This window comes from Pseudonocardia benzenivorans CB1190 (assembly GCF_000196675.2).
Taxonomy (GTDB): domain Bacteria; phylum Actinomycetota; class Actinomycetes; order Mycobacteriales; family Pseudonocardiaceae; genus Pseudonocardia; species Pseudonocardia benzenivorans.
The window spans coordinates 2,564,104-2,587,000 of record NC_015312.1 but is presented as its reverse complement, the minus strand read 5'-3'; the positions used below and the strand labels follow the sequence as shown (position 1 = coordinate 2,587,000).

General features: G+C 75.0%; 22 protein-coding genes. 11 read left to right on the top strand and 11 right to left on the bottom strand.

Annotated features, from left to right (window positions below; all coding sequences use genetic code 11):
- Nucleotides 1-813, top strand: a complete 813-nt coding sequence (locus PSED_RS12330) for an alpha/beta fold hydrolase (protein WP_013674568.1) — start codon at nucleotides 1-3, stop codon at nucleotides 811-813.
- 97 nt (nucleotides 814-910) lie between these two features.
- Here PSED_RS12330 and PSED_RS12325 read toward each other — a convergent pair whose 3' ends face one another.
- Nucleotides 911-3,064, bottom strand: a complete 2,154-nt coding sequence (locus PSED_RS12325; protein ID WP_013674567.1) for a transglycosylase domain-containing protein — start codon at nucleotides 3,062-3,064, stop codon at nucleotides 911-913.
- Nucleotides 3,065-3,155: 91 nt separating this feature from the next.
- On the bottom strand, nucleotides 3,156-5,000 hold the full coding sequence (locus PSED_RS12320) for an FAD-dependent oxidoreductase (protein WP_013674566.1): 1,845 nt from the start codon (nucleotides 4,998-5,000) through the stop codon (nucleotides 3,156-3,158).
- A 296-nt stretch (nucleotides 5,001-5,296) separates the two neighbouring features.
- Here PSED_RS12320 and PSED_RS12315 point away from each other — a divergent pair, with 296 nt between their 5' ends.
- The 3 genes from PSED_RS12315 (at nucleotide 5,297) to PSED_RS12305 (ending at nucleotide 7,477) form a co-directional block, all read left to right on the top strand.
- Nucleotides 5,297-5,725 carry a CBS domain-containing protein gene (locus PSED_RS12315; RefSeq protein WP_132975411.1) on the top strand — a complete coding sequence of 143 codons (429 nt, stop codon included), beginning with the start codon at nucleotides 5,297-5,299 and terminating at the stop codon, nucleotides 5,723-5,725.
- A gap of 150 nt (nucleotides 5,726-5,875) precedes the next feature.
- Nucleotides 5,876-6,850, top strand: coding sequence for an Acg family FMN-binding oxidoreductase (locus PSED_RS12310; protein ID WP_013674564.1), 975 nt, complete (start codon nucleotides 5,876-5,878; stop codon nucleotides 6,848-6,850).
- A gap of 423 nt (nucleotides 6,851-7,273) precedes the next feature.
- The gene (locus PSED_RS12305; protein ID WP_013674563.1) at nucleotides 7,274-7,477 is read left to right on the top strand and encodes a DUF7489 domain-containing protein; all 204 of its coding nucleotides are present in this window, start codon (nucleotides 7,274-7,276) and stop codon (nucleotides 7,475-7,477) included.
- Between the two features lie 39 nt (nucleotides 7,478-7,516).
- Here the strand turns inward: PSED_RS12305 and PSED_RS12300 are convergent, their stop codons facing one another.
- Nucleotides 7,517-9,277 carry a sensor histidine kinase gene (locus PSED_RS12300; RefSeq protein WP_013674562.1) on the bottom strand — a complete coding sequence of 587 codons (1,761 nt, stop codon included), beginning with the start codon at nucleotides 9,275-9,277 and terminating at the stop codon, nucleotides 7,517-7,519.
- A 218-nt stretch (nucleotides 9,278-9,495) separates the two neighbouring features.
- Between PSED_RS12300 and PSED_RS12295 the strand changes: the two genes are divergently transcribed.
- Nucleotides 9,496-10,104, top strand: a complete 609-nt coding sequence (locus PSED_RS12295; RefSeq protein WP_013674561.1) for a DoxX family membrane protein — start codon at nucleotides 9,496-9,498, stop codon at nucleotides 10,102-10,104.
- Nucleotides 10,105-10,151: 47 nt separating this feature from the next.
- On the opposite strand, the gene PSED_RS12290 is transcribed toward PSED_RS12295, so the two are convergent.
- Nucleotides 10,152-11,009, bottom strand: a complete 858-nt coding sequence (locus PSED_RS12290; RefSeq protein ID WP_013674560.1) for a helix-turn-helix transcriptional regulator — start codon at nucleotides 11,007-11,009, stop codon at nucleotides 10,152-10,154.
- 100 nt (nucleotides 11,010-11,109) lie between these two features.
- Between PSED_RS12290 and PSED_RS12285 the strand changes: the two genes are divergently transcribed.
- The 3 genes from PSED_RS12285 to PSED_RS12275 all read left to right on the top strand — a co-directional run bounded on the left by PSED_RS12285 (nucleotide 11,110) and on the right by PSED_RS12275 (nucleotide 13,431).
- A complete protein-coding gene (locus tag PSED_RS12285) occupies nucleotides 11,110-12,096 on the top strand; it encodes an aldo/keto reductase (RefSeq protein WP_013674559.1) in 987 nt (328 codons plus the stop codon).
- A 111-nt stretch (nucleotides 12,097-12,207) separates the two neighbouring features.
- Nucleotides 12,208-13,002: an SDR family NAD(P)-dependent oxidoreductase gene (locus PSED_RS12280; protein ID WP_013674558.1), complete on the top strand. Its 795-nt coding sequence runs from the start codon at nucleotides 12,208-12,210 to the stop codon at nucleotides 13,000-13,002.
- A gap of 66 nt (nucleotides 13,003-13,068) precedes the next feature.
- Complete coding sequence (locus PSED_RS12275; protein WP_013674557.1) at nucleotides 13,069-13,431, top strand: hypothetical protein; 363 nt, start codon at nucleotides 13,069-13,071, stop codon at nucleotides 13,429-13,431.
- Nucleotides 13,432-13,526: 95 nt separating this feature from the next.
- Here the strand turns inward: PSED_RS12275 and PSED_RS12270 are convergent, their stop codons facing one another.
- Nucleotides 13,527-14,369: a protein-L-isoaspartate(D-aspartate) O-methyltransferase gene (locus PSED_RS12270; RefSeq protein WP_013674556.1), complete on the bottom strand. Its 843-nt coding sequence runs from the start codon at nucleotides 14,367-14,369 to the stop codon at nucleotides 13,527-13,529.
- Nucleotides 14,370-14,540: 171 nt separating this feature from the next.
- A complete protein-coding gene (locus PSED_RS12265; protein ID WP_013674555.1) occupies nucleotides 14,541-16,346 on the bottom strand; it encodes a thiamine pyrophosphate-requiring protein in 1,806 nt (601 codons plus the stop codon).
- Nucleotides 16,347-16,473: 127 nt separating this feature from the next.
- On the opposite strand from PSED_RS12265, the gene PSED_RS12260 reads away from it, so the two are divergent.
- On the top strand, nucleotides 16,474-16,803 hold the full coding sequence (locus tag PSED_RS12260; RefSeq protein ID WP_013674554.1) for a hypothetical protein: 330 nt from the start codon (nucleotides 16,474-16,476) through the stop codon (nucleotides 16,801-16,803).
- A gap of 12 nt (nucleotides 16,804-16,815) precedes the next feature.
- Here PSED_RS12260 and PSED_RS12255 read toward each other — a convergent pair whose 3' ends face one another.
- The 3 genes from PSED_RS12255 to PSED_RS12245 all read right to left on the bottom strand — a co-directional run bounded on the left by PSED_RS12255 (nucleotide 16,816) and on the right by PSED_RS12245 (nucleotide 19,840).
- The gene (locus tag PSED_RS12255; protein ID WP_143770458.1) at nucleotides 16,816-17,607 is read right to left on the bottom strand and encodes a sigma-70 family RNA polymerase sigma factor; all 792 of its coding nucleotides are present in this window, start codon (nucleotides 17,605-17,607) and stop codon (nucleotides 16,816-16,818) included.
- 188 nt (nucleotides 17,608-17,795) lie between these two features.
- Complete coding sequence (locus PSED_RS12250; RefSeq protein WP_013674552.1) at nucleotides 17,796-19,394, bottom strand: phytoene desaturase family protein; 1,599 nt, start codon at nucleotides 19,392-19,394, stop codon at nucleotides 17,796-17,798.
- Nucleotides 19,391-19,840, bottom strand: a complete 450-nt coding sequence (locus tag PSED_RS12245) for an SRPBCC family protein (protein WP_013674551.1) — start codon at nucleotides 19,838-19,840, stop codon at nucleotides 19,391-19,393. Before PSED_RS12245 ends, PSED_RS12250 begins: the two co-directional genes overlap by 4 nt.
- A gap of 68 nt (nucleotides 19,841-19,908) precedes the next feature.
- On the opposite strand from PSED_RS12245, the gene PSED_RS12240 reads away from it, so the two are divergent.
- Nucleotides 19,909-20,442 carry a DUF6328 family protein gene (locus PSED_RS12240; RefSeq protein ID WP_013674550.1) on the top strand — a complete coding sequence of 178 codons (534 nt, stop codon included), beginning with the start codon at nucleotides 19,909-19,911 and terminating at the stop codon, nucleotides 20,440-20,442.
- On the opposite strand, the gene PSED_RS12235 is transcribed toward PSED_RS12240, so the two are convergent.
- Nucleotides 20,423-21,199 carry a methyltransferase domain-containing protein gene (locus PSED_RS12235; protein WP_013674549.1) on the bottom strand — a complete coding sequence of 259 codons (777 nt, stop codon included), beginning with the start codon at nucleotides 21,197-21,199 and terminating at the stop codon, nucleotides 20,423-20,425. The genes PSED_RS12240 and PSED_RS12235 overlap by 20 nt on opposite strands.
- Nucleotides 21,196-22,200, bottom strand: a complete 1,005-nt coding sequence (locus PSED_RS12230) for a methylenetetrahydrofolate reductase (protein WP_013674548.1) — start codon at nucleotides 22,198-22,200, stop codon at nucleotides 21,196-21,198. The genes PSED_RS12235 and PSED_RS12230 overlap by 4 nt, the downstream gene beginning before the upstream one ends.
- Before the next feature lie 77 nt (nucleotides 22,201-22,277).
- Between PSED_RS12230 and PSED_RS12225 the strand changes: the two genes are divergently transcribed.
- Nucleotides 22,278-22,856 carry a flavodoxin family protein gene (locus PSED_RS12225; RefSeq protein WP_013674547.1) on the top strand — a complete coding sequence of 193 codons (579 nt, stop codon included), beginning with the start codon at nucleotides 22,278-22,280 and terminating at the stop codon, nucleotides 22,854-22,856.
- Nucleotides 22,857-22,897 lie beyond the last annotated feature (41 nt).

Here is a 22,897-nt window from a genome sequence, read left to right as displayed (position 1 = left end):
GTGCCGACGCAGGCCGTCCGTACCCGTGTCACCCTCAACTACGAGATCAGCGGTTCGGGAGACCCGCTGCTGCTGGTCATGGGCACGTCGGGGTCGCTCCCGCTGTGGGGCGAGCTCGTCGCGCGGCTGGCGGAGCGACACCGGGTGATCGCGTTCGACAACCGCGGGCTGGGCGGCAGCGACCGCGGCGAGGGCCCGATCACCGTCGCCTCGCTGGCCGAGGACGCGGCCGCCCTGCTCGAGGCGCTCGACATCCCGAGGGCGGACACCCTCGGCTGGTCACTGGGCTCCGCCGTCGTGCAGGAGCTCGCACTGGCCCGTCCCGACCTGGTCGCCTCCGCCGGGCTCTACGCCACCTGGGCCCGCGCCGACGGCTTCCAGCGCTCGGTGCTGACCGCGCTACGACTGCCCTACGTGCACCGGGACATGGAGTCCGCGCTGGCCGCCGCCGGCATCGCGTTCTCCCCGCAGGCCCTCGACGACCCGAACCTCCCGCAGCTGCTCGAGGCGCTACTGCCGGGCTTCCCGCAGAACGAGGCGCAGATGCAGGTCACCGTCGAGCAGTGGGACGCCGACCTCGCGCACGACACGCTCGACCGGCTCGACGCGATCACGGCGCCGACGCTCGTCGTCGTGGGCGAGCAGGACCTGCTGACCCCGCCGTGGCAGGCGAAGGCGGTGGCCGACGCGATCCCGGGAGCCGAGTACCAGCTGGTCACGGGCCCCGGATCGAGTCACTGCATGCACCTCGAACGGCCGGCCGACGTGGCGGACCGCGTCGACGCCTTCCTCGCGGCGGTGCCGGCGCGCTGACCCGCCCGGCGGCCACGGCCGCTACCCGACCGTCGGCGCGACGCGGCCGATGTTCGCGCCGGCCTCGATCTGCTGGTGGGCGGCGGCCGCGGCCGGTTCAGTTCGGGGCGTGCACCGTCGACGAGCCGTCGCGCGGTTCGAGGTACGCCGGGTCCGGCGGCGGGACGGGCACGTCGGGCTGCCCGCCCAGGATCGCCTTCATGGCCGCGAAGTACGGCGGCGCCGCGACGGTGCCGCCGAACGCGCCGCTGCCGCACTGCCCGAGGTGCACCGGTGTGCCCGGGCAGACCTCCTGCGGGTGCGGGCCGTCGGCGAAGACCATCGACGCGGCGGCGTAGTCGTCGACCCCGCCGACGAACGCGACCGACTCGCTCGCGTTCGTCGTACCCGTCTTGCCGATGCCGGGGTGGGTCCAGCCCGCGGCACTCGCCGCCGCCGCGGAGGTGCCGATCGTGGTGTCGCGGCTGAGCCCGGCGGCAAGGGTGTGGGCCAGCCCCGGCGGGACGACCTGCGCGCACGGCTGCTGGTTCACCGGCACCTGCGCACCCGTGCGGTCGGTGACCGACAGGATCGGCGTCGGCGGGCACCAGACCCCGCCGGACAGGATCGTCGCCGACACGTTGGCCATCTCGAGCGTGCTCACCGGGCTGTCGCCCAGGGTGAACGACGGCTTGCCCTGGTAGTACTGCGACTGCGGCTGGTCGTACTGCGGGTTCTTCGACAGCGGGTCGGCCGGATCGGTGATCGGCGGGCGGCCGACGTCGTTGGACGCGAGCGTGGTGCGCAGGCCGAGCTTCTGGGCCATCGCGATCACGGCCGGCAGCCCGGTCTTCTCCTCCAGCCCGACGAACGCGACGTTCGGCGACGTCGCGAGCGCGTCCTGCAGGCTGATCGGGTCCGGGTAGCCGGCGCCGTCGTTGTGCACCGGGTAGCAGGTGCGCGAGCCCGGGACCGGGAAGCACGCGGAGCTCGGGTCGGGCAGCGCGCTGTCGAACCCGACGGTGCCGGCCTCGAGCGCCGCGGCCGTCGTGAAGATCTTGAACGACGAGCCGGCGCCGAAGACGTTGCTCGGGTCGGCGACGATGTTCGTCGCCGTCTCCCCCGCCCCCGCGTCCGTGCCGTAGTTGCGGTTGGCCACCATCGCCAGCACCTGGTGGCCCGTCGCGCCGGGCTGGACCAGGGCGAACGTGTTGGCGACACCGTTCTGCGTCGTCGGCACGTCGGCGTCCACGGCGTCCTTGATCGCCTGGCTCGCCGCGGGGTCCAGCGTCGTGCGGATGGTGTAGCCGCCCGTCGCGAGCTGGTCGTCGGTGAACCCGGCCTGTTCGAGGTAGCTGACGGCGTAGGCGCAGAAGAACCCGGCGTCGGGCCGGGCGGACATGCACGTGCTGCCGGGCACGACCGGGCCGTTCGCCAGCACCCCCAGCGGCGCCGCCTTGGCGGTCGCGCCGGCCGCCGCGTCGAGCGACCCGTCCTGCACCATCGCATCGATCACCACGTTGCGCCGGGCGAGCGCCTGCTGCGGATGGGTGTAGGGGTTGTCGAGCGTCGGGTTGTTGACCATGCCGGCGAGCAGGGCGGCCTGCGGCACCGTCAGCGCCGACGCGGTGGTGCCGAAGTAGGCCTGCGCCGCGGTCGCGACGCCGTAGACGCTGCCGGAGAACTCGACGAGGTCCAGGTACCCGGCGAGCACGTCCTGCTTGGACATCGCGTGCGAGACCTGCACCGCGATCTCGGCCTCCCGGACCTTGCGCCCCACCGTGTCCGCCCGGTCGGCGGCCTGCTCGGCCGGGTCGTCGCGGTCGACGACGTCGATCAGGTAGTTCTTCACGTACTGCTGGGTGATCGTGGAGGCGCCCTGCAGGTCGCCGCCCGAGGCGTTGTTCACGACGGCCCGCGCGATCGACGTCGGGTCGAGCGCGGACTCGTCGAAGAAGCGCCGGTCCTCGACGGCGAGGATCGCCGCGGTCATCGTGGGCGCGATCTGCGCGTAGCTCACGGGCGTGCGGTACTGCGCGTAGAGCGTCGCGATCGTCGCGCCGTTGCGGTCCTGCACCGTCGTCGCGAGCGGTACCTTCGCCGGGTCGATGTCGGGTCCGCCCGACACCGTCGGGACCTGGTAGGAGAGGTCGTCGATGCCGACGCCGAGGGGGACCAGGAAGCCGGTCGCGACGACGCCTGCGACGACGCACAGCAGGGCGAGGCGGCGCAGCAGCCGGGACCGGTCGGGGGCGGGTCCGGGAGCGGTCACGGGGCGGTGCGGGTGAGCGGGGCGTGCAGGCAGGTCACAGGACCCCAGACTCGACCGCCGACCTGTGCGTTCCCTATGGGTTCGATGTGGATCAGCTCTGTTCCTGCGTGCTCGCCGGCGGCAGCTTCGCGTTGACGACGTCGTTCGTCAGCGCCTTGAGCTCGTCGAGGTGCGCGTCGTGGATCCCGCGCGGGGTGGTCCCGTACTTCCGGCACAGGAACGCCGCGGCGGCGGTCGCCATCGCGTGCTGCCCGCCGTTGCCCATGAACTTGGTGTTCGACCCGGCGACGTGGGTGACGCTGATGTGCTTGCCCGCCATCATCAGGTTCGGCACGTTCACCGAGTACAGGCAGCGGAACGGGACGTCGTAGGGCCGCTCGTCGCGCTCGTCCCACTTCCAGTCCTCGAGCCGGAAGTCGTACTTCTCGTCGCGCGGGTAGTGCAGGCAGAACGCGCCGGAGTTCTGCACGACGGCGTCGGGGAAGTCGACGTGGGAGCGGATGTCGTCCTCGGTCAGCGTGTGGTCGCCGACGTAGCGCCGGTACTCCCCCCGCGCCGCCACGAACGCCACCCACTCCAGCTCGAGGGCGGCGTACGTGGCCGGCTCGACGGTCTTCACGTTGGAGAACGTGCCGTAGACGGCGCGCAGCAGGTGGTCGCGGATGTGCTCGCCCTCGGTGTACGGGTCGAGGTACTGGCCGTACTCCCAGAAGTGGGTGGCGGGGAACAGCATCCGGCGCCGGATCGTCGGGTCCGGCACCTCCCCCGGGCGCCGCGCGACGGGACCCTCTCCGTTCTCGACGCCGGGCTCGCGCAGCTGCCCGTTGAGGTCGGCGAAGTCCTTGGCGACCTCCACGGCCCACGGCACGTCCGGGAACTCGACGGACCCGTCGGCCATCCGGGTGCGGAAGAAGACCGTGTTGCCGTGGTGCACGTCGTCGGCCCGTTCGGGGGCGAGGCCCTCACCGAACTCCGCCACCGACTCGCGGCCGAAGCGCGTCCGCGCGCCGACGTGCAGGCCCAGCGCCGCGGTCCCGGTGCAGTCGACGAACAGCGGCGCCCGGAAGCGGCGCTCGGTACCGGTGCGGGCGTCGCGGGCGTCGACGGAGACGATCCGCGGGGTGGCGGGATCGCCGTCGGAGGCGACCGCGTAGACGGTGTGCTGCAGGAACACCGACGCCGTCGGCTCGGCCTCGATCACGCGCAGGGCGTGCAGGTCGCCGTCGGGGGTGCGCGCGGACAGCTCGTCGATCACCGGGCCGCGCTCGCCGCGCGGGTTCAGCCCCACCTCGACGCTCGCGTTCCCGCCCAGGTGGGGGCGGTCGTGCAGCAACGCCACACGCAGTCCCAGCCGGGCCGCCGACACGGTCGCGGCCGCGCCCGTGACCCCGCCGCCGACGACGACCAGGTCGAACTCGCCGGCCTCGACCGGCTCCTCGGGCAGACCGCGCAGCCTCCGCCGCCAGGCGCGGGCGGTCTCGTCGGCCCCCTCGGGCGGGGCCACGTCCCCCGGGCCCCCGACCGGGGCGAGGTAGATCGCGTCGCAGCGGCCGTCGAAACCCGTGAGGTCGTGCAGGACGAGCCGCACCGGGCCCACGGCGAGGTCGACCGTCCCCGCGTCCTGCCACGACCAGTCCCGGCCGTTCGCGCCGAGGACGGTGTCGAGGACGGTGCCGCCGACCGCGAGGGTGAACCGGCCGGGGTGGTGCGCGGGCACCCAGTCCTTGGCCCGCACCCACACCCGGTAGGTCCCGGCCTCGGGAACGGCGACGGTCGTCGACGCGTCCGCGACGGGTCTGCCGAGCCCGTGCGCCAGCAGGTAGGGCGACCCCATCTGCAGCTCGAACTGCGAGTCCACCGCCCAGCCGCCGAGATCGTCGAACTCCTCGGCCTCGACGAGAATCCCGGCGGGGCCCGTGGCTGCGTCGACACTCATGGTTTCATAGAAAAACCTATTCGCGGCGCGACGTCAACGCCGTGAGCGGCTCGGGTGGGCCCCGCCGGTCCCGCGCCGGGTTCCGTCGGCGGTCCCGTCGAGCCGGAGCCGTCGAGCCGGAGCCGTCGAGCCGGAGCCGTCGGGTGCCGTCGGGTCCCGGGGAGCGGGTCCTTCGGCCCGGCGCGGTGGTGGCCCCCGGCCGGTACGCGGGCACCGGCGCGGCACCGACCATCGGGGAGCGGCGCTCCGGCCGCGACCGCGGCGACCCCGTCGCCCCCGACCCGTGGAGGTCACCCATGACCGCGCCGCAGCACGCCGCCCGCCCCGAGGCCGCCGACGACGACCCGACCCTGCGGACGGTGATGTCCCCGCACGTCGTCTGCATCGTCCCCGACGCGTCGCTGCGGATCGCGTTGCAGCTCATGGTCACCCGCAACGTCCGACACCTGCCCGTCGTCGAGGGCATCGACCATGCGCGCGTCGTCACCGAGGTCGAACTGCTGCGCGGGATCGTCGCCGCGCGCGGCCCGCTCGGCATCGCCCCGCTGCGGGTCCACGACGTCGCGCGCACCGCGGTCGTGCTCCGGCCCGACGACCGGCTCTCGGCCGCCGCGCGCGCGATGCACGACACCGGCTGCGACGCGGTGCTCGTCGAGGACCGTACCGAGCTCGTCGGAATCGTGACCGCCACCGACGTGATCTCCGCCGTCCTCGGCCGGCGCTGACCACGTGCCGGCACCCGGGCGGCTCGGCCGGACCGGCGGGACCTTCGCCCCCTCGCGGGCCGCCGGACGTCCCGCGACCGCCACCCGTCGGGCCCTTGCCGCCGACCACCGGACACGACCAGGCTCGACGCCTGGGGAAGGGAGCTCGCGATGACCCGCGCCGGCCACGGAATCGACATCAGCACCCTCGAGGAGGCCGTCCGCCGGGCCGTCCGCGCCCCGTCGATCCACAACACCCAGCCATGGCGCTGGCACGTCGCCCCCGGGCGGGTCGAGCTGCACGCCGACCCGGGCCGCCGGCTCATCGCGACCGACCCCGACGGGCGGGACATGCTCGTCAGCTGCGGCGCCGCGCTGCACCACCTCCGGGTCGCGCTCGCCGGCGTCGGCGCGAACACGGCGACGACGCGGCTGCCCGATCCGGAGCGACGCGACCACCTCGCGACGGTCCACGTCGTCGACGGGCACGCCCCCTCCGCCGACGCGAGCCTCTACGCCCAGATCGACCGCCGCCGCTGCGACCGGCGCCCCTACGACGCAGGTGCGTCGCCGACGCTGGTCGGCGGGCTCACCCGGCGGGCGCGGGCGCTCGGCGCGGACATCGTCGCGGTCGAGGGACCGGCCAGGGAGCGGATCCTGCGGGCGATCGACGACGCCGCGCTCGACCAGCCGCACCGCCCCGGCTACGTGGGCGAGCTCGTGGTGTGGACGCACCGCTACGCGGGGGCCCGTGACGGTGTGCCGCGCACGTCGATCCCGGCGGACGGGCCCGGCACCGGCAGCCCCCATCGCAACCGCTTCCCGAGCGGCACCCTGCCGCAGCGGGCGTCGTTCGGCCCGGACGCGGGAACGCTGTTCGTCGTCACGACGCCCGGCGACGACCGGATCGACCGGCTGAGGGCGGGCGAGGCGGTGAGCGCGGTCCTGCTCGCGGCCGCCGCGGCCGGGTACGCGTCGTGCCCGCTCAGCCAGGCGCTCGAGCTGTCCTCGACGCGCAGCCGCGTGCAGTACACGGCGGGGACGACAGGCCATCCGCAGCTGCTGCTGCGCATCGGACGCCCCCCGGCGCACGGCGGCCCGGTCCCCGAGACGCCGCGCCGCTCGCTGTCCGCCGTGCTGTTCTGAGCGTCGCCGCCCGGCATCCGGGGCAGCCGGGGCGGATCGGCCCGACCCGCGGGTTCGGGCGGCAGGTTCGGGCGGCAGGTCGTCGTCCGCGCCGCGCTGCCTCGCCCGGGGTCATCGACCGCCGCTCGTCGCGGCCCGGTCGTCGGCGTCCGCGGAGGGACCGGATCGCCTGCCCCCTGCGGCGGGCCCGGAGCCGGCCCGCGGACGAGCGCGGTGAGTCCGACCTCGAACCCGTGGTCGGGTCCCAGTTCGGCGACGGCGATCGCGGCGAGCACCGCGTCCGGCCCGCTGAAGCCGTGTCGGTCGAGGAACCTCACCTGGGCGAGGGCGTCGGCCGGGTTGGGTGCCCGCGATCCGGCGGCGGCGATCAGCCGGGCCCGTAAGCTGCGTGTACGGACGGACCGGCGGTTCGAGGGGGAGAACATGGCTGGGCAGGACGCCTGGAGTGGAACGGTCGTACGGAAGGGCCGAGCGCTGCTCGACGGCTCGAACCTCTACCGGCGCCTCGAGGTGCGCCTGGCGGACGGGACGACGACCCGTGTCCGCGTGGGTCGCTCCCTGTGGAAGGACCTGCAGGTGGGCGACCGTCTGGTCAAGGAGGCCGGCGGCGACCCGCGCCGCGCCTGACGCCGCAGGACGACCGGCGGTCGCCTCACGGCCGTCGCATCAGGGCAGCGGCACCGACCAGCTCAGCCTGCTGCCCCCGGACTCGCCGGGTGCGAGCGCGAACGAGCCGCCGCGGCGTTCGGCGCGACGCCGCAGGTTCGCGAGTCCGCTGCGCCGCCCACCCACGCCCGGGCCGCGGCCGTCGTCGGCCACCACGATCTCGACGGTGGCCGTCGCCGCGTCCACGACGACGTCCACGTCGCAGTGCTTCGCCGCGGCGTGCTTGGCGACGTTGGCCAGCGCCTCGCGGAGCACGGCGGTCATGTCGTCGGCGAGGTCCTCGTCGCTCGCGAGCGTGTCGGCGGGCCCGGTGAACCGCAGCGCCGGGCCGAACCCGAGGACCTCGGTCGCCTCGTCGACGACCTGAAGGATCATCGCGCGCACGCCGCCCGCGTGCTCGGGCTGCTGCAGGGCGAAGATCGTCGTGCGGATCTGGGCGATGGTCTCGTCGAGGTCGCCGACGACACCGCGCAGCCGCTCGGCCTGCTCGGGGTCCTCGACCCGGCCCGCGACGCTCTGCAGCGACAGCCCGGCGCCGAACAGCCGCTGGATGACGTGGTCGTGCAGGTCGGCGGCGATCCGCTCGCGCTCCTCGGCCACCCGCAGCCGCTCCCGCTCGGCCCGCGCCTCGGCGAGCTCCAGGGCGACGGCGGCCTGGTTCGCGAAGCCCGCGACCAGCTCCAGGTCCGCCTCCCGGAACTCCGGCTCCCCCTCCAGCCGCACGACGGTCAGCACGCCGTCGGTCGTCGACATCCCCACCAGCGGCACCACGAGCATCGGCCCGGCGGCGAGGAGACCCCGGCCCAGCACCGGGGTCGCGCCCGGGCCCTCGTCGGGCGACGTCAGCCGCAGCGCCGACGACGAGGTGAGCACCGCACCCGACACCGACCCCTCCAGCGGGAACCGCATCGACCGCACCCGCTGCACGGCGTCCTCGAGACCCGGCCGGGCGTCTGCGATGTCGACGCGCAGCATGCCCGGCTCGCTGTCGTCGGGCCGCACGAGGATCGCGAGGTCGGCGTCGGCGAGCTGGCGGCTCCGCTCGACGATGAGCCGCAGCGGGCGCTCCCCGGACGCGCCGAGCATCTGCCGGGTGACCGCCGCCGTCGCGGCCATCCACTCGCCCCGGACGGTCGTCGCGTGGAAGAGCCGGGCGTTGTCGATCGCGACGGCCGCTGTCGCGGCCAGCGCCGTCAGCAGCTCCTCGTCCTCGGCGGTGAACTCGCCGTGGGCGCTCTCGGCGAGGTAGAGATTGCCGAAGACCTCCTCGCGGATGCGGATCGGCACCCCGAGGAAGCTCTCCATCTCCGGGTGCCCCGGCGGGAAGCCGGACGACCGCGGGTCGCCGGTGATGTGGCGCAGGCGGATCGGCTTGCCCTCGTCGATCACGGCGCCGAGCAGCCCGCGGCCCACCGGCAGGTCCCCGATGCGCTCGACCGTCACGTCGTCCATTCCGGTGTGGACGAACTCGGCCAGCCCGACCCCGTCGGCAGCGAGGACGCCGAGCGCGGCGTAGCGCGCGTCGAGCAGGTCGCGGGCGGCCTCGACGATCCGGCGCAGTACACCGGGCAGCGCGAGGTCGACGACGATCGACTGGTTCGCCCTGAGCAGCCCGCGCAGCCGCCCCTGCGCAGCCATGACCTCGCCCGCCCGGTCGACGAGCTGGCGCAGCAGCTGGTCGAGCTCCAGCCGCGGCAGGTCGGGAAACGTCAGCGCCGGCTCGGTGGGGCCCGTATGGGCGTCGTCGGACGAGTCGTCCACGGGCCTAGCCTCCGGTTCCGCGCGGGTGCCCCGCCGCGCTCCCCTGCCGGCCGCGGCGCCGCCGACGGTACCGGGACCTCCGGCGACGAGGGCCGGGTCGTTGGTCCCGACCCGCGTGTGACCTCGGCCGCGGACGGCTCGGGTCGTTGCGACGCAGCCCGATCCGGCCGCCGCGGCCCATGCTCGACGGGCAACCCGAGATCGAGGAGAGGGTCACGATGACCGTCAGCCACGGCTACCGCGGAGCGGAGCCGACCGTCCCGGCCGCACGCACGGGCCACCCCACCACGCCCGCGGCCGGCACCGGCCGCCCGCAGGGCGCGATCGCCCTCACGGCGTTGCGGATCGGGCTCGGCCTGGTGTTCCTGTGGGCGTTCCTGGACAAGACGTTCGGCCTCGGCTACGCCACCGGCGGGGCCAGGGCCTGGATCCACGGGGGCTCGCCGACGAAGGGGTTCCTCGGCTCGGTCGACGTCGGCCCGCTGCAGACGATGTTCCACTCGTGGGCCGGGACCTGGTGGGCCGACTGGCTGTTCATGCTCTCGATGGCGGGCATCGGGCTCGCGCTGCTGCTCGGGGTGGCGCTGCGCCCCGCGGCCGTGGCCGGCACCGTCGTGCTGGCGCTGATGTGGCTGGCCGAGTTCCCGCTCGCGCAGGTCGCCGCCGACGGCACGCCGAGCGGCTCGTCGAACCCGATCGTCGACTACCACGTGATCTACGCACTGGCGCTGATCGCCGTCGCCGCCACGAACGCCGGCCGGTTCTGGGGGCTGGCCGAGCAGTGGGCGCGGCTGCCGTTCGTCCGCGACCACGCCTGGACGCGCTGATCCGAGGTCGCCGCGCGGTGCGACACCCCGCCCGCGCCCGAGCCGGGTCACCGGGCGGGGGCGTCCGTGCCCACCGCGAACTCCTCGACGCCGAGCACCCGCAGCAGCTCCCACCGCTCACGGGTCTCGGCGTCGGCCGGGGTGAGGACCACCAGCTCCTGGCCCAGGTCGGGGGTCAGCAGGGTCTCACAGTCCATCCGCATGCTGCCGACGCGCGGGTGCTGCAGGGTCTTGCGGTCCATCCGACGCACGGCGACCTCGTGGTCGTCCCACAGCGTGCGGAAGTCGGCGCTGGCCGCGCGCAGCCGCTCGACGAGGCCATCGACCACGGGATCGCCCGACCGGCGCCCGGCGACCGCCCGCAGGTCGGCGACCAGCGCCCGGGACTGGTGGTCGCGCTCGTCGGGCGGATGGCCCTCGCGGATCGCGGCGTCGGTGAACCAGCGCACGATGAGGTAGCGCTCGTCGCCGGTGAAGCGCGTGAGGTCCCCGGCCAGCAGCAGCGAGGCCCGGTTCTGGGCGAGCACCTCGCCCAGGTCGGAGATCACCATGGCCGGGGTGTCCACCAGCAGGTCGAGCATGCGGACGAGGCCCGCGCGGGCGAGGCGGGCCGTGCCGTCCGCGGGCGGCGGTGGCTGACCGGCCAGGTGGAACAGGTGCGCGCGCTCGTCGTCGGAGAGCCGCAGGGCCCGGGCGAGCGCACCGAGCAGCTGCGGTGACGGCCTGCTGCTGCGGCCCTGCTCGAGCCGGACGACGTAGTCGACCGACATCCCCGCGAGCATCGCCACCTCCTCGCGGCGCAGGCCGCGGGCGCGCCGCCGCTGCCCCGCGGCGATGCCGACCTCGGCCGGGCGGATCGCCTCGCGACGACGGCGCAGGAAGTCGGCGAGCTGGGCGCGCTGCATGCCCTCATCCTCCGCGCGTACCCGCGGCCTGGCCAGGGAGCGGCGCTCCCACGATCGACGCTCGCTGTCACGCGGCCGGTCACGGGCGCAGGGTGGCCGCATGCAGACACGAACCCTCGGCCGCACCGGCCCCGTCGTCTCCGCCATCGGCCTCGGCGCCATGAGCATGTCCGGGGCGTACGGCCCGGCCGATCGCACCGAGTCCGTCGCGACGGTGCACGCAGCACTCGACACGGGCGTCACACTGATCGACACCGGCGACTTCTACGGCATGGGGCACAACGAGATGCTCCTCGGCGAGGCCCTGCGTGGCCGGCGTCGCGATGACTACGTGGTGTCGGTGAAGTTCGGCGGGATGGGCGGCCCGGGGCTGCCGCCGTTGACGCAGGACTGCCGTCCCGCCGCGGTGAAGAACTTCCTCGCCTACTCGCTGACCCGGCTCGGCGTCGACCACGTCGACATCTACCGCCCGGCCCGGCTCGACCCCGCGGTCCCGATCGAGGACACCGTCGGCGCGATCAAGGAGATGATCGAGGCGGGCCACGTCCGCCACCTCGGGCTCTCGGAGGTCGGCACCGCGACGATCCGCCGGGCGCACGCCGTGCACCCCGTCTCCGACCTGCAGATCGAGTACTCGCTGCTCTCCCGCGCCGTCGAGGCCGAGGTGCTGCCGACCCTGCGCGAACTGGGCATCGGCCTCACCGCGTACGGCGTGCTCACCCGTGGCCTGCTCTCCGGCCACTTCACGGGCGCCGGACCGGGGGACTCCCGCGCCCACGGGCCGCGCTTCTCCGGGGCGAACCTGCAGCACAACCTCGGTCTGGTCGACGCGCTGCGCCGGGTTGCCGACGCCAGGGGCTGCACCGTGGCGCAGCTCGCGATCGCGTGGGTCGCGGCGCAGGGCCCCGACGTGGTGCCACTGGTCGGTGCTCGCACCCGTGAGCGGCTGGCCGAGGCGCTGCCGGCCGCCGGCCTCGTGCTCACCGCCGACGACCTCGCCACGATCGAGGCCGTCGTCCCCGCCGGGTCGGCCCGCGGCGACCGCTACCCGAGCGCGTTCATGTCGGCGCTCGGCGTCGGGAACTGACGCCCGCCCGCACGACCGCGCCGGGCACGCGCCCGGGGGGTTGCCCGGCCGACCGCCACCTGCCAGCATCGGTTCTACCGACTGGTCGGTCGACTCAACTGGAGGAGAAACGTGACGCTCGACGGTGAGATCGCGGTCGTGACCGGTGGCGCGAGCGGCATCGGTTTCGCGTGTGCGGAGCTGCTCGCGCAACGCGGCGCCCGCGTCGTCGTGACCGACATCGACGAGGCCGGGGCGAAGGAGGCGGTGGGCCGCCTCGCGGGCACGAACCACGTCGCGGTGGCGCTCGACGTCACCCAGGACGGCGAGGTGCGGGCGGCGGCCGCCCGCATCGAGGAGGAGGTCGGGCCGGTCTCGATCGTCGTCACCGCCGCCGGGATCACGCACCTGCCCGTGCCGGCCGAGGAGCTCGCGACCGAGACGTGGGACGAGGTCATGCGCGTCGACGTGCGCGGCACCTGGTCGGCGGCCGTCGCCTTCGGCGCGCCGATGGTCAAGCGGCGCAAGGGTTCTGTGGTCACGATCTCGTCGATCACGGGCCTGCGCTCCACCCCGCTGCACTCCTACGGCATCGGCAAGGCCGCGGTCGTGCGGATGACGGAGAACCTCGCGGGCGAGTGGGGCCGCGCCGGGGTGAGGGTCAACGGCGTGGCCCCCGGCTACACGTTGACACCGCTGGTGAAGCGCCTCCTCGAGACCGGCGAACGGGACGCGACGGCGATCACGAACGCGACCGCGATGGGCCGGATGATCGAGCCGGCCGAGGTCGCGAACACCGTCGTCTTCCTGGCGGGCCCGGAGTCGTCGGCGATCACGGGCGTGACGATCCCCGTCGACGCGGGCTGGCTCATCTCCCCGACGTGGCAGACCTACGGCGGCGTCCGCCCGCACGACGACCCCGCCTGATCGTCGGGTGCACTGAACCGGTCCGTTCGGGGTACGCGGCCTCCACCGCAGCAACGAGGAGGTCACATGGGAACGAGCAGCAGGCCCGTCCGCACGGTCGCGGCCGCGGCACTTGCCGCGGCGCTGACGACGGGCGTGCTCGCCGGCTGCGCAGGCGGCTCGCGCGCCGGCAGCGACCACCCGGGCGCGGACGTCGCCGCGTCGAGCGAGAACGCACGGACGTCGGTCAACGGGGCCTCGTCGCAGGATCTCGCCTCGGCGCTGCGCGGCGCCGACGTCTCCGATCCCGAGAAGTGGGCGCAGACGCTGGTGGAGTACCGGCCCTACCCGCCGGGTGACGAGGGGATGCAGCGGATCCGGCAGGTGCTCGACCAGTTCCGGGCCGACCCCGAGACCGTCTCGAAGATCACGGGGGTGGTCACGGCCTGAGGAGCGCCCCGCGACGACGCCCCGGCGGGCCCTCCCGCCCGAGCCCGCGCCCGCCGGTCACCCCGGCGGGCGCGACGACGCCCGCCTGACGACGCTCAGTCCCCGGTGACCAACGGCACGAAGGTCACCGGGGCGAGCTCCTCGACGGCGCCGTCCCGCCATCGCACCAGCGTGCCCACCCGGTTCGTCCCGACCGGGCACACGAGCGTGCCGCCGGGGGCGAGCTGGCGCACCAGTGGGCGGGGCAGCCGCCCGGACGCCATCGCGGTCACGAGGATCCCGTCGTAGGGCGCGCGGTCGACGCCGGCGTGCACACCGTCGCCGGTCCTGACCTCGACGTCCGGGGCCAGCCGCGCCAACAGGTCCCGCGCGGCGGCGGCGAGCTCGGGGTCGCGCTCGACGGTCACGACCTCGGCGGCGCACCGGGCGAGCACCGCGGCGCCGTAGCCCGAGCCGGTCCCGACCTCCAGGACCCGGGCGTGCTGCGGCAGGCCGAGCGAGGCGATGCCGAAGGCGACGGCCCACGGCGCCGAGATCGTCTGGTCGTGGCCGATGTCGAGCGGGGTGTCGTCGTAGGCCTCGGCCGCCAGCTCGGGGCGGACGAACCGCTCGCGCGGCACCGCGCCCATCGCGGCGAGCACGCGCTCGTCCCGGATCCCGGCGTCGCGCAGCCGTTCCACCATCCGGGCCCGGCACGCTGCGGCGGCGTCACCGGGGTCGGGCGCGGCGTCGTCGGCCCCGGGCACCGGGTCGAGCCGGCTCAGGAGGCGGGTGCGGGCCAACCGGTGGATCAGCTCGGTCGCGCCGCCCGGGCGGGTCTGCCCCTCCAGCTCACGGGTGGCCCGGCGCACCTCGTCGCAGACGTACGCCGGGTCCAGCCGGGTTCCGAACTCCGCCAGCAGCTCCCTCGCGGCCCGCTCCCCCGGCTCCTCGCTCACGGCGCGCTCCTTCCCTCGGGCCGGGTTCCTACCCGCGGCCGCCGCCTCCATGCCCTCGCGCGATCCGCGAGGGGCCGCGCGTCGCGCCGGGAGGGGGCCACGGGAGCACGCTGCTGAACCCCCGTGACCGAGCGCGGCGTACCCGCCCGGCGCGGGCCTATGCTTGTCGGCTCAGCCGTTGTGCGGCAGGAACTCCCGCAGCTTCGTCCGCACCCCCTGGGCGACGAGGTGACGCGCGTCCGGGTCGCCCTTGAGGACGGCCTGCAGCACCGAGATCGCCTGCTCGGGCGTGGCGTGCGGCGGGATCGGCGGCACGTCCGGATCGCAGTGCACGTCGATCACCGTCGGCCGGTCCGCGGCCAGCGCGGCGTCCCACGCGGCACCGAGCCGGTCGGGGTCGTCGACCGTCACGGCGCGCAGGCCCGCGGCGGTGGCGAAGTCGGCGTAGGAGATGTCGGGCAGCGCCTGCGACTCGTCGAACCGCGGCGCCCCGCCCATGGCCCGCAGCTCCCAGCTGACCTGGGTGAGGTCGTTGTTGTGCAGCACGCAGACGACGAGGCGCGGGTCGCTCCAGCGGTGGGCGTAGCGGGCGATCGTCAGCAGCTCGGCGAGGTTGTTCATCTGCATCGCGCCGTCGCCGACCAGCGCGATCGCCGGCCGGTCGGGGTGGGCGAACTTCGCGCCGATCGCGTAGGGCACCGCGGCGCCCATGGTCGCGAGCGTGCCCGAGAGCGAGCAGCGGACGTCGCCGTGGACCTTCAGCAGCCGCGCGTACCAGTTGGCGACCGAGCCCGAGTCGGCCGCGACGATCGCGTCCGCCGGCAGCCGCTGCGAGAGCTCCCGCACGATGCGCATCGGGTTGACCGGCTTCGCGTCGACCATCGCCTGGGCGTCGAGCGTCTCCCACCAGCGCGCGACGTTCGACTCGACGGTCTCGCGCCACGCCCGGTCCGTCGGCCCCGACAGCCGCGGCAGCAGCGCGCGCAGCGTCGTCGCGGCGTCGCCGACCAGCGTCACCTCGGTCGGGTACCGCATCCCGACGACGCCACCGTCGAGGTCGATCTGCACGGCCCTGGCCTGCGGTTTCCCGTCCTTGAACGCCGGCAGGAACTGGGAGTACGGGAAGCTCGTGCCGACCATCAGCAGGGTGTCACAGTCGCGCATCAGCTCGTAGCTCGGCCGGGTGCCCAGCAGGCCGATGGAACCGGTGACCCAGGGCAGGTCGTCGGGCAGGACGTCCTTGCCCAGCAACGCCTTCGCCACCCCGGCACCCAGGACCTCCGCGACGGAGGTGACCTCGGCGACCGCGCCGCGGGCGCCCTGGCCGACGAGGATCGCGACCTTCGAGCCGGTGTTCAGCACCTCGGCGGCGCGGTCGAGCTCGTCGTCGGGCGGGACGACGGTGGGCGCGCGCAGGACCGTCGTGCCGCCGGAGGGCACGTGCTTGAACTCGTGCGCGGGCGGGCTGTAGGCGGCTTCCTGCACGTCGGCGGGCACGATGATCGCGGTCGGGGCGCGGCGGGTCAGCGCGGTGCGGAACGCCCGGTCGACCGCGTTGGGCAGCTGCTCGGGGACGTTCACCTCGACGAGGTAGGCGCTCGCGACGTCCGCGAACAGCGTGTGGAGGTCGACCTCCTGCTGGAACGAGCTGCCCATGGCGGTGCGCTCGGTCTGCCCGACGATCGCGACGACGGGGACGTGATCGAGCTTGGCGTCGTAGAGGCCGTTGAGCAGGTGGATCGCACCGGGTCCCGACGTCGCCGCGCACACCCCGACGCCCCCGGAGAACTTGGCCTGTCCGACGGCCGCGAAGGCCGCCATCTCCTCGTGCCGGACCTGGACGAACGACGGATCGTCGTCGGCCCGGCCGAAGGCCGTCACGAGCCCGTTGATGCCGTCGCCCGGGTAGGCGAAGACCTGTTCCACTCCCCAGTCGCGCAGTCGCGCGAGCAGTACGTCGCCGACGGTGTCCGTCACCTGTCACCTCGTCATCCGCATCGGTGTCCGCATTCGGTGTCACGGCGGGACCGACCCGCCGTCGCTCCCGTCGGCTACCCCGGTGGCGGGGTGCCAACCGTCGCCGGGCGACACGGGTTTGCCCGCCGTGGGCCCCGGGTACGTGCGCGGCCATCCCGGCGCCGTGGGCGACCGGGCGACCCCTGGGGACACCGTGGACACCGCCGCGACGCTCGTTCCGTTCATCGTCTGGCTCCCCTCCCGGGAGACCGACGAGCAGATTCGGCGCCGGCACCGCCGCGTCGTCGAGCACTACCTGGCGTGGTGCCGCACCGATGCCGGACCGGCCCGCGAGCGGCGGCAGCGCTACGAGGTCGCGGTCGCCAGGGACGGGGCCCCGGCCGAGCAGATCACGCAGGCACTGGCCCGGTTCGACGAGTACCGGTCCATCCTCGCGATGACCCGCATCCCGGACTGAGCCCCCGGCCGTTCAGGCCCGCTCGTCGAGCATCCCGGCGCGGAGCTTCGCGAGCGTGCCGGCGAGCAGCCGCGACACGTGCATCTGCGACACCCCGATCTCCTCGCCGATCTGCGACTGCGTGCGGCCGCAGAAGAAGCGCAGGACCACGATGCGCCGCTCGCGCTCGGACAACCCGGCCAGCAGGGGACGCAGCGTCTCGACGTCCTCGACGCGCCCCAGCCGCGGGTCGACGTCACCGATCCGCTCGCCCGGCGACGAGTCGTCGTCGCCCGCGGGGGCGTCGAGCGTCGCGGCCTGGTGGTTGTCCTCGGCGTAGAGGGCCTCGACGATCTCGTCGACGTCGACGTCGAGCCTGCGGGCGAGCTCCGAGGGTCGCGGCGCCCGACCGAGCTCCTGGCTCAGCGGCCCGACGGCCTGCCGGATCGCCACCGACAGGTCCTTGACCCGCCGCGGCACCCGCAGGCTCCACGACTGGTCGCGGAACCAGCGCAGGATCGCCCCGCGCACGCACGGCACGAGGTAGCCGAGGACGTCACCACGCGCCCGGTCCGGATCCCAGTGGTCGACGGCCCGCACGACCGCCTCCGACGCCGCCTGCGCGATGTCGTCGCGCGACCAGGGCCGCGAGGTGGCGTACCGGCCGACGAGCCGCTCGGCGACGGGCAGGAACGCGAGGATCAGCTCGGTGCGCAGCGCGTCGTGCTCGGGATCGTCGCGCGGCAGCGTCGACAGCCTCCGCAGCTGCGCCTCCTCGGCCGCGAACGGGGTGTCGGGTGCCTCCGGCGCCGCCCGCGCAGCCATGACGAGCGGGAGAACCGAACAACCGGGCACTGCGCACCTCCGCGTCGCACAGCAGCGGAGAGGCGACCGGTTGCACCTCCGCGGCCGGTTGCGACCGGGACCCGACGCTACCCCGGCACCGCGATCACCGCAGCGCCTGCGGCGCAGGGACACCCGATCCGGGGGTCCCGCGCCGCAGGGGCGCGCGCTCAGGCCGGGCCCGGCGGATGGATCCGCCGGTGCACGGCGTGCACGAGTGTCCGGTAGAGCGGCCCGGCCGGGCCGGACGCGGCGAGCGCCGCCCGGGCGGCGTTGGCACCCGGCCCGCCGTGCACCGCACCGCCGGGGTGCGCGGACGCGCCCGCGAGGAAGAGCCGGTCGACCGGGGTGTCGGCCCTGGCCGTGCCGGGGACCGGCCGGAACACCAGCTGCTGGTGGATGGCGGCGGTGCCGGCGTTGACCGCCCCGTCGACGAGGCTCGGGTTGCGGCGCTGCATGTCGGCGGGCCCGGCGATGCTGCGGGCGCGGACGAGGTCACGGAAACCCGGTGCGTTGCGCTCGACGGCTGCCTCGACGAGGTCGGTGTGCGCACGGACGTCGTCGGCCGTCCAGCCCAGGTCGCGCGGCACGTGCGTGTAGGCCCACGCCGACTCCGTGCCGGCGGGCGAGCGCGTCGGGTCGGCCGTCGTCATCTGTCCGAACAGCACGAACGGCTCCCGCGGCACCCGGCCGGCGGCGAGATCGGCCGCGTAGCCGCGCAGTCCGTCGACCCCGACGCCCAGGTGCACGGTCCCGGCACCACGGGCCCCCTCGGCCGTCCAGGGCACCGGGCCGTCCAGCGCCCAGTCGATCTTGACCGTCGCGGCGTCCCACTGGAACCGGTCCAGGTCGGCGACGAACCGCGAGGGCAGGTGCTCCTCCCCCACCAGGTCGCGGTAGAGGATCGGTGCGGCGACGTCGGCCAGCACCGCTCGCCGGGCCCGGACGGCGACCCCGTCGGCGTCGCGCACCCCGACCGCGCGCCCGCCCGCGACCAGCACCCTGCGCACCGGACGGCCGCAGTCGACCGTGACGCCGCGGGCCGTCGCACGGGAGACCAGCGCGTCGGTCAGCCGGCCGGCGCCACCCTCCGGCACCGGGAACCCCACGTCCTGCCCGAGCATCGAGAGCAGCCAGCCGAACACGGCGCTGCCCGCCTCGTCCGGACCGAGGTCGGTGTGCAGCGCGTTGCCGCCCAGCAGCAGCGCGGCACCGTCGCCGGTGAAGGTCTCGCGGGCGAAGCGGGTGACCGGCTGCACGAGCATGCGCGCGAACCGCAGCGCGTCGGCCGTGCCCAGCTCCCGCAGCAGCCGCGCGCCGGCGCGGACCGGCGGGAACGGGCGCAGCACCGTCTCCAGCAACGGGTCGCGGATGTGGCGCCACTGCGCGACGAGTGCGCGCCAGGCGTCGCCGTCGCCGGACGCCCACGCGTCGAGCCCCCCGGCCGTGGTGTCGACGTCGCGCGACAGCACGGCGCAACGGTCGTCGGGGGTGACGTGGGCGAGCACGGCGGGGGCGTGGCACCAGCGCAGCCCGTGCCGGCCCAGATCGAGCTCGCGCAGCACGGGCGAGGCCGCTCCGAGCGGGTAGAACGCGCTGAACACGTCCGACACGAACCCGGGAGCGGTGATCTCGGCGCTGCGCACCGCCCCGCCGGGAGCGTCGGCCGCCTCGCACACCAGCACGTCCCAGCCGGCGTCGGCGAGCAGGTTCGCGGCGACGAGCCCGTTGTGCCCCGCTCCCACGACGACCGCGTCGACGGTGGTCACGTGCGGGCGTCCGGGACGGACCGGCGGGTCGCGATCGCGGCGAGCCGGGCGAGCGACTCGCGGTTGCGCGGTCCGAGCAGCAGCTCCTGCACGGGGTGCGGGAGCAGCGTCGCCGGACCGCGTTCCACGTGCTCGGTCATGACGACCCGGGTGCCCGCCCCCTGCGGGTGCAGCGTGAGCCGGATCCGCGCGGCGCCCGTCGGCCACAGGTGCGCGCGGAGCTCGATCAGCTCGTCGGGCCGGACGGCGACGACCTCGGTGACGTCGTGGGCCATCAGCGGCCAGGCACCGACGCTGTGGTGCAGCCGGCTCCCGACGGCCGGCCAGCCGTCGTCGACGTCGCGCATGTGCGTCGCGCCGACGACCCACAGCGGATAGGACCAGCCGTCGGCGAGGACGGCGAACACACGCTCGGGGCTCGTCGGAACGACCCGTTCAACGGCCAACTCGACCACCTCCGCCGAACGGCCTACCCCACCCTGCGCAGCCCACACGGCGGGCGCATCGTGACGCGGTGGACCCGCCCCGTCCTCCTTCGCGACAGTCCGACCCGGCGCCCGACGAGCCCGCCGACGCGGCCTGGAACCGCGCCGTCCGCGACGAGACCGAGACCGAGCGGCTCGACCGCAACTGGAACGACCTGCTGCAGGAGCTGCGCGTCGCCCAGACCGGCGTCCAGCTGCTGACGGGCCTGCTGCTCACCGTCCCGTTCCAGAGCCGGTTCCCCGAGCTGGTCACCCAGCAGCGCGTCGTCTATTTGGTCGCGATCAGTCTGTCGATCATCGCGACGGGCCTGCTGATCGCTCCGGTCCTGCTGCACCGGCTGCTGTTCCGCCGGCACGCGCGGCGCTGGCTCGTCGCCTCCGGGCAGCGCTTCGCCGTCGTCGGGCTGGCGACGCTGGGTCTCGCGGTGGTCGCGGTCGTCGACCTGATCTTCGACGTCGTGCTGGGCACGGTCGCAGGGGTGATCGCGGCGGCGTGCGCCCTCGCCGTCTTCAGCGCCCTGTGGCTCGTGTTCCCGATGGTGGTCAGGCGCCGCGCCGACTGACCTCCCCCGGCCGGTGCACGGCCAGCAGCCGCCCGGCCACCTGGCCCGTGTCGAGCAGTCGCGCCAGCCGGGCCTGCTGTTCCTGCATGCGCCGCCACGCGGGTTCGCGGCCGTGCCGGGCACGGACGGCCTCGTCGGTCTCGGCGGTGCGTCGCTCCCAGTCCGGCGGCGCGGCCGGCAGGTCCGCGACGTCGACGCTGTCGACGACCTCCAGCCGGGCCGTCGCCAGCGCCGCCGCCAGCTCGAACTCCGACGGGAAGGAGTTGCCGGCGGGCGGCTGGTCGCACAGGCCGCGGTCGACGAGGACGAACAGCCCCAGCCGCCCACCAGGCGTGGCGATCCGGCGCAGCTCGCACAGCAGCCCGAGCTTGTCCGTCGTCGTGCACAGCACCCCGAGGCACCACACCGACGCGGCCCGCCCGTCCCCGACCGGGACCGCGTCCCCGCTCCCGACGACCGTCGGCAGCCCGAACATCCTGCGGGCCGCCCAGCAGGCCCCCGGCTGCGGTTCGACGACGAGCGGTGCCGCACCGCGCTGCTCCCTGGCCCACGCCGCGGGCCCGCCCATGCCCCCACCGACGTCGACCAGCAGTCCGCCGAGCCCGACCCGCGTCCGGTCGGCCAGCCACCTCAGCCCGGCGGGTCCGACGCTGCCCCGGCAGGCCGCCGGCCCGGCGTGCCCCGGTCCGAGCTCCGCGACGGCCTCGGCGACCCAGCGCGGCATGACGTCGAACTCGGCGTCCATCGATGTGCTCATGCGGCCTCCCGCAACGCCCGTCCGACCGCGGCCTTCACCGCGGCGCCCTCGACCGGGCCGCGGGCCGAGGCCGGTCCCGACAGGTTCACCCCGACGACCCCGTCGACCCGCAGCGCCGTCCGCGCCTGGTCGACGGCCTCGGCGATCCCCGCCTCGACGGGATCCGGGGCGGACAGCACCGCGGTGACGCGGTCGGGATCGAGGTGCAGGCCCGGGAACGCGTCGAGCACCGTCGCCGAACGCTCGTCGGTGTACACGGCAACGCCCGCGACCAGCGGCAACGTCGCACCCGCCGCCCTGGCCCGGCCGGCGAAGCGGGCCAGCCGGTCCGGCCCGGACACGTGGTTGAGCACGGCGAACTGCGCACCGGCCCGCTGCTTCTGGGCGAGCCTGCCGGGACGCAGGTGCGGCGGCGGCGCCTCGGGCGACTCCGGCACCCCGACCGCGAGCCCGGCCGCGGCGGCGTGCGCGGCGAGGGTGGTGCCGTCGATGTCGAAGACCTGCGTCACCTCGGGACGCACCCCGGCACCGCGGGCGTCCCCCGTCGCGCAGAACACGGCGGCCGGGCCCGCCTCGGCCAGCCCGGCGAGCTCCTGGTCGAGGACGACGCGGTTGCGGTCCCGGCACGTCAGCGTCACCACGGGCGCCCCGCCCGCGTCGCGGACGAGCCCGGTCATCTGCGTCGGCGGGAAGTCGGGCCGGTTGTGGTGCTCGCCGACGAGCAGCCCGTCGCAGGTCGCGGCCAGCGTGCCGACGACCCGGGCGAGACCGTGCCGGTCGAACGGCGGCACCGTCAGGTCGGTGAGCACGACGGGCGGCGCCGCGAGCAGGGCGGGCGGCGGCCGGTCCGGTGCCTCCGGCCCGTCCCAGCCGACCGGCCGTTCGAGGGTGCCGAACGGGCAGCGCACGGGCCGGACCTCGCAGGACAGGTCCGCCCGGACCCCGCCGCACGGCCCGAACCGCATCCGTTTGGGGCAGTGCGCCCCGGGACCGGTCGTCATGCCGGGGCCCGTACCCGGATCCCGATCTCGCGAACCCGCGACGGTTTCGTGTCGTCGTCCGCGGGTAGCGGGGCTCCATGCCGGACCTCTCCCTCGCCGCCCTGAACTGCACGCTGACCCCCTCACCGGGCGAGTCCAGCAGTCAGAAGCTGCTCGACGAGGTCCTGGCCGAGTTCTCCGCGCACGCGAGCGTCACCCCGCACGTCGTCCGGCTCGTCGACCACGACGTGAAGCCCGGGGTGGAGGCCGACATGGGCGCGGGCGACGAGTGGCCGGAGATCCGCGACCGGATCCGGGCCGCCGACATCCTGGTCGTCGCGACCCCGACGTGGCTGGGCCACATGAGCAGCGTCGCCCAGCGGATGCTGGAGCGCCTCGACGCGGAGTTCTCCGAGACCGACGACGACGGCCGGCCGGTCATGTTCGGCAAGGTAGCCGCGGTCGTGGCGGACCTGCGGCAGTCGCTCAACGACATCGGGTTCGGCATCCCCGCGCAGGGCTCGGTGTACTGGAACGGCGAGGCCATGTCCGGGGTCGACTACAAGGACCTGGACAAGACACCGGAGCCGGTCGCGACGGCCACTGCGACGCCGGCCCGCAGCACGGTCCACCTCGCGGGGCTCCTCGGCGCGCAGCAGTACCCCGCGAACGGGTGAGCCGCTGGTTTCGGCCCGGGCCCGACGGGGGACCTCCCGGC

What these genes read in the sequence shown, in the direction of transcription:
- PSED_RS12320 (WP_013674566.1), bottom strand. Translation starts at nt 5,000, where the DNA reads ATGAGTGTCGACGCAGCCACGGGCCCCGCCGGGATTCTCGTCGAGGCC.
- PSED_RS12315 (WP_132975411.1), top strand. Translation starts at nt 5,297, where the DNA reads ATGACCGCGCCGCAGCACGCCGCCCGCCCCGAGGCCGCCGACGACGAC.
- PSED_RS12310 (WP_013674564.1), top strand. Translation starts at nt 5,876, where the DNA reads ATGACCCGCGCCGGCCACGGAATCGACATCAGCACCCTCGAGGAGGCC.
- PSED_RS12305 (WP_013674563.1), top strand. Translation starts at nt 7,274, where the DNA reads ATGGCTGGGCAGGACGCCTGGAGTGGAACGGTCGTACGGAAGGGCCGA.
- PSED_RS12295 (WP_013674561.1), top strand. Translation starts at nt 9,496, where the DNA reads ATGACCGTCAGCCACGGCTACCGCGGAGCGGAGCCGACCGTCCCGGCC.
- PSED_RS12290 (WP_013674560.1), bottom strand. Translation starts at nt 11,009, where the DNA reads ATGCAGCGCGCCCAGCTCGCCGACTTCCTGCGCCGTCGTCGCGAGGCG.
- PSED_RS12285 (WP_013674559.1), top strand. Translation starts at nt 11,110, where the DNA reads ATGCAGACACGAACCCTCGGCCGCACCGGCCCCGTCGTCTCCGCCATC.
- PSED_RS12275 (WP_013674557.1), top strand. Translation starts at nt 13,069, where the DNA reads ATGGGAACGAGCAGCAGGCCCGTCCGCACGGTCGCGGCCGCGGCACTT.
- PSED_RS12255 (WP_143770458.1), bottom strand. Translation starts at nt 17,607, where the DNA reads ATGGCTGCGCGGGCGGCGCCGGAGGCACCCGACACCCCGTTCGCGGCC.
- PSED_RS12235 (WP_013674549.1), bottom strand. Translation starts at nt 21,199, where the DNA reads ATGAGCACATCGATGGACGCCGAGTTCGACGTCATGCCGCGCTGGGTC.
- PSED_RS12230 (WP_013674548.1), bottom strand. Translation starts at nt 22,200, where the DNA reads ATGACGACCGGTCCCGGGGCGCACTGCCCCAAACGGATGCGGTTCGGG.
- PSED_RS12225 (WP_013674547.1), top strand. Translation starts at nt 22,278, where the DNA reads ATGCCGGACCTCTCCCTCGCCGCCCTGAACTGCACGCTGACCCCCTCA.